Source organism: Novosphingobium sp. (assembly GCF_037133355.1).
Classification (GTDB): Bacteria; Pseudomonadota; Alphaproteobacteria; order Sphingomonadales; family Sphingomonadaceae; genus Novosphingobium.
The window spans coordinates 21,082-28,338 of record NZ_JBAXOI010000006.1 but is presented as its reverse complement, the minus strand read 5'-3'; the positions used below and the strand labels follow the sequence as shown (position 1 = coordinate 28,338).

At 64.3% G+C, this 7,257-nt stretch carries 4 protein-coding genes; 3 read left to right on the top strand and 1 reads right to left on the bottom strand.

The annotated features are described in order from the left end of the window. Positions 1–15: 15 nt before the first annotated feature. Positions 16–900 (bottom strand): WYL domain-containing protein, encoded by an 885-nt coding sequence (locus WCL10_RS07880; protein ID WP_336895102.1) that lies wholly within the window; start codon positions 898–900, stop codon positions 16–18. A 124-nt stretch (positions 901–1,024) separates the two neighbouring features. On the opposite strand from WCL10_RS07880, the gene WCL10_RS07875 reads away from it, so the two are divergent. The 3 genes from WCL10_RS07875 to WCL10_RS07865 are packed head-to-tail and all read left to right on the top strand — an operon-like array spanning position 1,025 to position 7,249. Continuing rightward, complete coding sequence (locus WCL10_RS07875) at positions 1,025–1,168, top strand: hypothetical protein (RefSeq protein ID WP_336895101.1); 144 nt, start codon at positions 1,025–1,027, stop codon at positions 1,166–1,168. 16 nt (positions 1,169–1,184) lie between these two features. Then, positions 1,185–3,848, top strand: a complete 2,664-nt coding sequence (locus WCL10_RS07870) for a PD-(D/E)XK nuclease family protein (protein WP_336895100.1) — start codon at positions 1,185–1,187, stop codon at positions 3,846–3,848. Next, positions 3,848–7,249, top strand: a complete 3,402-nt coding sequence (locus WCL10_RS07865; RefSeq protein WP_336895099.1) for a UvrD-helicase domain-containing protein — start codon at positions 3,848–3,850, stop codon at positions 7,247–7,249. Before WCL10_RS07870 ends, WCL10_RS07865 begins: the two co-directional genes overlap by 1 nt. Positions 7,250–7,257 lie beyond the last annotated feature (8 nt).

Below are 7,257 nucleotides of genomic sequence, written 5' to 3'. Positions count from 1 at the left end.
CAACCGCCCTGATGCTCACGCCGCAAAATCGGCTTGTTCTAAAGCCGCCTTAGTCTCGGCCTGATTGACGACGACGATGTGCTGACTCCGGGCCGGGAGCTTGGCGGCGTCGCCCAAGAGGCCGAGCCGCTTCAGAACATAGAACAGCATGGCGTAGCGCACGGTGAGGACCGCAGAGCCTTTCTCCATGCCATAGTCTTTGGCGACGACGGCCTTCTGACTTGTGGTCAGATCAGGGTGAGGGCCAATCTCGACCCCGAACCGCTCTTGCCAAAGCGCATCATGCTCTGCTGGCGCGCCAGGTTCGCCGAGGCTCCCGATCCCGAGAACGCGCGGCAGCAGGAAATCCTTGAACTTGTCGGTGACGTGACAATAGCCGCGAACGTGCCAGCGGAAGCCGTCATAGCCGAAGGCGTGGGGCGTGATCCGACGCCAGATCGGATCGGGCCGATCCTTGCTCATCGACTGATAGTGAATGTCCACCGACCGTTGATCGCGCACGGCGCTGAGGACCGTGCGCAGTACGGACGCGTCGATATCCCTCCGGGGTGTCAAGGCGATATCAGTGTCAGGAACCTGGGTGATCCAGGATTCCGATAGATCGATCAGTCCTTCAGCAACCGACCGCAGGCGCGATAGATAGCCGTCGGGATCGGGCTTGAGGAAACGGGGTTCGAAATGCTCGCTCGCGACGTACCGCTTGGCGCTCTTGTCGTAGAGAGCGTTGTTGGGCGCTCGCTCCTGGTAGAGCGTCAGATCCTTCGACGCTTGTGGCACCGAGACATCGAACATCTCGATGATGTCCGAGCGATTGACCCCGCCCTCCCAGAACAGGCGGAACTCGATGAACTCGAGCCGACGCTCAACGCCCCACTTCAATGTCGTCAGGCTTTCCGCCATCCGAATCTTCCTCCAAACAGATGCAGATAAAAACTATATGGACACATCTGCACGACGTGTGTAGTTTCTATTCCCATCACGGAGTCGCGTCAAGCAAAACCGTGCCGGGCAACAGGAGGACCACATGGCCAAGACCCCCTCGAAGAATGAAGTAACGAGCAAGAAAGCCGCGACTGCGGCATCGCAGGTGCTGCGCGACCCCAAGTCGAGCGCAGCGGCAAAATCGGCGGCGGCTTCGGCGCTGACGCAGCGCCCGAAAAAGAAGTAAGTCAGGGAGAACGACGATGACCACCCTTTCCAACCGGCGGACCATCGTCGCCCATGGCCGTTTGGCGATGCGCGAGTTGCGCCTCGACGCGGCGCGGCAGCGCCGACACGGCGTGCAGATCATGTCATTTGAACAACTCGCGGTCCGTCTGGCCGGCGGCTTCGCCCGTCCGATCGATGACGAGTGTTTGCGAACCGCGATCCAGGCCGCGCTGCCGGACACGACCCTCGGAGAGCTGGAAAGCATCAAGCTGCTTCCTGGCATGGTCGATGCGGTGGCCGACACCCTCCATAAGGCGTGGCGGGCCGGTATCGACTTGGCCCCTCGCGCCGGTGATCATCCTAGGCTCGACTCGATCGCGCGCCTGGAAGCTGCGGTTCTAGCCCAGTTGCCGCCCGGTATGATGCGTCCTACCGATCTCGTGGCCCGCGCATTGGAGCGCGTTGCTCATGCTCATGCGGTTTTGGGTCCGCTCGAGATCGTCGGTATCACCGAGCTTTCGCCGTGCTGGCGTCCGCTCCTGCAGGAGCTCACCGCACATACTTCGGTGAGCTGGACAGCCGGCCCTCGGCCGACCCCGCCGTGGCTGGACGCGTTCGACGTCACGATCAACCGGGCAGACCCAACCGCTCCGGCAATCAGCACGGTCAGCGCCGCGACTGCCTATCACGAGGCGATCGAGGCCATTCGATGGGCGCGGGGCCTGATGGCTTCAGGAGAAGCGGAGCCCGCCGACATCGCGATCGCGGCCGCATCGACCGGTGACTATGATGATCACCTCCTCGCTCTGCGCGCCGATGCGAACCTGGATCTTCACTTCGTCCACGGCATCAAGGTCACGACAACCCGGGATGGTCAGGCGGCTGCGGCGCTCGCGGATCTCCTCATTCGCGGCTTCTCGCAGACCCGGATGCGTCGGCTCGCAGCGTTGTGCGGTTCGGAAACCGGCCCGTTTGCCGGCTTGCCGCAGGGCTGGCTGCGGGTCCTGCCGACCGACGCGCCGCTGGCTTCGCCGGCATCTTGGCACCGCTTGCTGGACCGGCTGACCGCCGACGACTGGCCCGACGCGACGGATCATACGCCGACCTTCCGTGGCATCATTGATTTGTTGGCGAAGGGACATCCGACAGCCGACGAGATCGGCGCAGCCTTTCTGTCCGGACGCGCCCTGGCGATCTGGCGCAAGGCCCTGCTGGCTGGACCATCGGGGTCGCTCGATGCGACCCTGGACAGCCTGAAACAAGATGACGGGCTTGAGGCCTGCGTTTCCGTGGCCTGGATGCCCGCAAGCGCCTTGGCGGCTTCACCGCGCCGTTTCGTTCGGCTCATCGGCATGAATTCATCGCGCTGGCCGCGCGGCATTTCCGAAGATCGTCTGATTTCCGACCACATCATTCCTACCGCAGAGCTGGACCCGCTGCCGGTTGGCGCGGCGGATCGGCGAGATTTTGAGACCATCCTCGCCACCACGAGCGGTCAAATCGTCATGTCGCGCGCTCGTCGCGACAGCGAAGGCCGCTTGCTGGGACGCAGCGCGCTGCTCGGTCCGGTATCTGACGAGATCTACATCCGGCGCAATGCGATTCCGGTTCACGCATTCAGCGAGACCGATCGGTTGATGGCGCGACCCGATGAGTTTGCACGGGACAGCCAGGCCATCAGCGCCACTACGGCCTGGCGGAACTGGCATCGCAAGGAGATCACACCGCACGATGGACTAGTTCGCGCCGACCATCCTCTCCTGCAGGCCATCCTAGGCCGGACTCAATCGGCCAGTTCGCTTCGTCTGCTGCTCCGCAGCCCGCTCGGCTTTGTATGGCGCTACGGGATGCGCCTGCGCACCCCAGAGAGCGGCGCGGACCCGCTTGTCCTTGATGCATTGTCCATGGGCGACCTGGTTCACATGACACTCGATCTGGCGCTTGCGACGCTTGAAAAGGCCGGCGGCCTTGCCGCAGCTGACGAAGCGCAGATCGCTGGCGCCGTGCAGGATGCTGCTGCCAGGATCGCGGTCGTGTGGGAAAGCGAACGAGCGGTCCCACCGGCGCTCATCTGGCGACGGACGCTCGACGACGCCCGGATTCTTACCACGCGCGCCCTGACGTACGGCGACGAGCATCTGCCCGACGCCCGCTCTTTTGGCGAAGTCGCCTTCGGCGGCGCGACGCCCAAGGCGGATACTGTCAGCCCGTGGGATTCGCAGACACCCGTCGAAATCCCCGCAACCGGCTTTCGCATCGCCGGGTATATTGATCGCCTGGACATTGCCGGCGACGGCAAGCGCGCGCTCGTTCGCGATTATAAGACCGGACGGCCGCCCAAGGACGACATCAGTCTCGATGGTGGCCGCGAGTTGCAACGCTGCCTCTATGCCTTCGCCGTCAAGGCGCTCCTTGGCGACGACGTGTCGATCAGTGCATCGCTGCTCTTTCCGCGCGATCAGGTCGACTTCCAACTCGGCGACCCGGAAGCGACGCTCACCGAGATCACCGGCTATTTGCAAGCCGCTCGGGCGAACCTTCAATCCGGCCAGGCCCTCATCGGTCCCGACACCGGCGGCGCCTACGACGATCTAGCGTTCGCCCTGCCGGCCAATGCGGGCGCCACCTACTGCAAACGAAAACTGCCCGCCGCTACCGAAGCTTTCGGCGATGCTGCGCTGGTCTGGGAGGCACAGTGATGACCGCTGCTACCAACACACTGCGCGATGACGCCGCCCGCCGCACCGCCATCGGCGTCCATGATCGCTCGATCCTGGTCGAAGCCGGCGCAGGCTCCGGCAAGACAGCCGTGATGGCCGGCCGCATCGCCGCCATGCTCGCCGAGGGCATCGCGCCCAAGTCGATCGCAGCCGTCACCTTTACGGAATTGGCAGCCAGCGAGCTGCTGATCCGCGTTCGCGACTTCGTCGCCGACCTCGCGGCCGGCACAATTCCGACTGAATTGCGCATCGCATTTCCCGACGGCTTGTCACCCAACCACAGCGCGAACCTTGCGGCCGCCGCATCGGTCATCGACGAAATCACCTGCTCGACAATCCATGGCTTCTGCCAGCGGCTGATCAAGCCCTACCCGGTCGAGGCGGACATCGATCCCGGCGCGAGCGTGATGGACCGCAATCAAGCCGATCTCGCCTTCATCGAAATCGTCGAGACGTGGCTGCGCGAACAGCTCTCGGGCGGTGAAGGCGGCATCATCGCGGAAATGGTGCTGCACAATCCCGGCGAAACCGTCGGCTTGATCCACAAGATCGTCGCCAACCTGCGCAAACGCAGGACCGTCTCCGCGCCGCCGGTCAGCGGCCTGGCCCCGCACCTGGCCGCTTTTCATCACGCCGTCGATGGTTTGATGGAGTTCATCCGCACCGCACCAGCGGTGGAGGAAGAAACCGCCATGCTCGCCGAGCGCTTCGCCGGAATGGCCGCAGGGCTCGACAGCGGGCCGGTCATCGAAACGCCAGTCGGCTTGGTGCGATTGCTGGTTACACAGCCGCATCCCGACCTCTGCACCAAAACCGGCTCGTTCCTTGCCTACAAGAAGAAAGGCAAATGGGTCGAAGCCGCCAAGCGCGAAGGCTTGGCCAAGACCGAAGGCGAACGGCTGAACATCGCGGCGGATGCGCATTACGCCGCGTGCTGCCAAGCCTGGCAGGATCTGGTCCAGAACGTCGCCAGTCGCGTCCTGTGCGACCTCATCGCTCAGGTACAGCCTGTGCTGGCCCGTTTCCGGGACTACAAGCGTTCGGCCGCCCAGCTCGATTTCGACGATCTGATCTTCGCGGCGCGCGATCTTTTGCGCGATCACGACGATGTCCGACGGTCCCTCGCCGCCCGCTTTGCCCACGTCCTTGTCGACGAGTTTCAGGATACTGACCCTCTTCAGACGGAAATCTTCTGGCGCCTCTGCGGCGAGCCGCCGGCCGGGGTCGCGAGCGCAGACTGGAGCGCCTTCACGATCCGTCCCGGCGCGCTCTTTCTCGTCGGTGATCCCAAGCAGGCGATCTATCGCTTCCGCGGCGCCGATGTCAGCGCCTATGTCCGCGCGCGCGATGCCTATCTCGCGCAGGACCCTGACAGCGTCCTGGCGATCTCCACCAATTTCCGTTCTTGCGCGCCGATCCTGACCTATGTGAACGACCGCTTCGAGGCGCTGCTTTCGAGCGAGGGCCAGCCGGGCTTCACGGCGCTCGATCCCTTTCACAGCTATCGCGGTGAGGGCCTTTGCGTTGCGGCTCTCGACGTCGCCGTTGCCGATGAGAACGGCAAGGCCTCAGCCGAGCAACAGCGCGACGCTGAAGCCGACGCGATCGCCCAAATGTGCGCCCGGCTGATTGGCAGTGAGATGATCCTCGATCGTCGCTCCGGCGCCAGTCGACCTTGCCGGCCAGGCGACATCGCGTTGCTTGCGCCCACCGGCAGTGATCTTTGGCGATACGAGGAGGCGCTCGAACGCCATGGCATCCCGGTCGCCACGCAGGCAGGCAAAGGCCTGTTCCGCCGCCAAGAGATCCAGGATCTGATCGCGCTGACGCGTGTTCTCGCCGACCGCCGTGACACTCTCGCCCTCGGGGCATTGCTGCGCGGCCCGCTCGTCGGTCTGACCGAAGAAGAACTGCTCGACATCATCTGGGCGCTTCCTCGTGCCGAAGACAATCCCGAACGGCTGCCCCGCCTCGACCTCGGCGTTGAGCTCGAGCATATCGCGCATCCGCTGGCCCGATCGACCATCGAGACGCTACAGGCGCTCTATCGTCAAACCAACAGCACCACACCGCACGACCTTTTGTCGCAAGCGATCGACGCGCTGCGGGTCCGTCCCATCCTGCTGAAGCGCCATCGCGGCCAAGCAGAGCGCGCGCTTGCAAACGTCGATCTCTATCTCAGCCTGACGACGCCCTTTGCTGTTCGCGGTCTGCGCGCTTTCGCCGAGACGATGACAGCGGCGTGGACCGATGAGGCCCGGGCGGTCGAGGGACGGCCCGATGCTCAGGAAGAGGCCGTGGCGCTCTACACGATGCACGCGGCCAAGGGCCTTGAATGGCCGATCGTCGTCCCGATCAACACGATGACTGGCATCATGGCGCCCGAAAGCGCCGTGACCGACCGCGACAGCGACACCTTCTATTGCCCGGTGTTTGGGGTGAAGCCTGTTGGCTATGACGCTGCGCGGGACGCCGAGAAGGCCGAACTCGACCGCGAGCGCATCCGATTGTGGTATGTCGCAGCAACGCGCGCCCGCGAGCTTCTGGTGCTTCCGCGCCTCGACGCGGCGCAATCGAAGTCGGCCTGGATTTCGCTTCTGGATCTGTCGCTTGCCGAACTGCCGGCGCTCGACCTGTCGCATTTGCCGCCCGAGCTCGACCTCGCGGCAGGCGGCGAGGCCAACGATCAGACCCGGGATGACTTTGCCGCTGAAGCGGCATTGATCGTAGCGCGCCAGCGTCGCCTGATCTGGCTTGCGCCAAGCCGCGACGAAAGCGCCGATGGACCGGTTTTGACCCCGGAAGCGGTAGAAATCTGGGCAGCGTCGGAGGCTGGTCAGCCCGATGACGAGGCGGTGCGCCCCAATGTTCAGGGCGGTCGCGAAAGGGGCCTGATCCTGCACAAGCTGCTGGAAGAGGTCGTGACCGGCGAGACGCCGGACGATGCGGGAGCCCTCAGCGTGCGCGCACGAGCGCTCATCGGGGAGATCGGCAGGCCCGTCATGGCAGACCCTTCTCAGGGCCTTTCTCCAGACGAGCTTGCCGGTTGCGTGGTCCGCACATTGGCGCTCCCCGAGATCGCGGAGTTGCGTCCGACGTTGGCGCCCGAACTGGCGGTCTATGCAGCGGTGGACGTTGACGGCGTCGAACAGGCGACTGTGGGAATCGCTGACGCCACCAGCTTCGACAACGCGGGTAGGCCAACCGTTGTGATCGACTGGAAAAGCGATGTGCAGCCGACAGCCGAAACCCTCAATCACTATCGCGCGCAGGTGCGAGCCTATCTCGACATGACGGGGACTGACCGCGGCCTGATTGTCCTCGTCACGACAGGGCAAGTCATCGCCGTCACGCCCACAACCGCGCCCTTGGCCGCCTGAAGAGAAGG

Bases quoted from the DNA above. Each gene is read 5' to 3' on its own strand.
- WCL10_RS07880 (WP_336895102.1), bottom strand. From the start codon at position 900: ATGGCGGAAAGCCTGACGACATTGAAGTGGGGCGTTGAGCGTCGGCTC.
- WCL10_RS07875 (WP_336895101.1), top strand. From the start codon at position 1,025: ATGGCCAAGACCCCCTCGAAGAATGAAGTAACGAGCAAGAAAGCCGCG.
- WCL10_RS07870 (WP_336895100.1), top strand. From the start codon at position 1,185: ATGACCACCCTTTCCAACCGGCGGACCATCGTCGCCCATGGCCGTTTG.
- WCL10_RS07865 (WP_336895099.1), top strand. From the start codon at position 3,848: ATGACCGCTGCTACCAACACACTGCGCGATGACGCCGCCCGCCGCACC.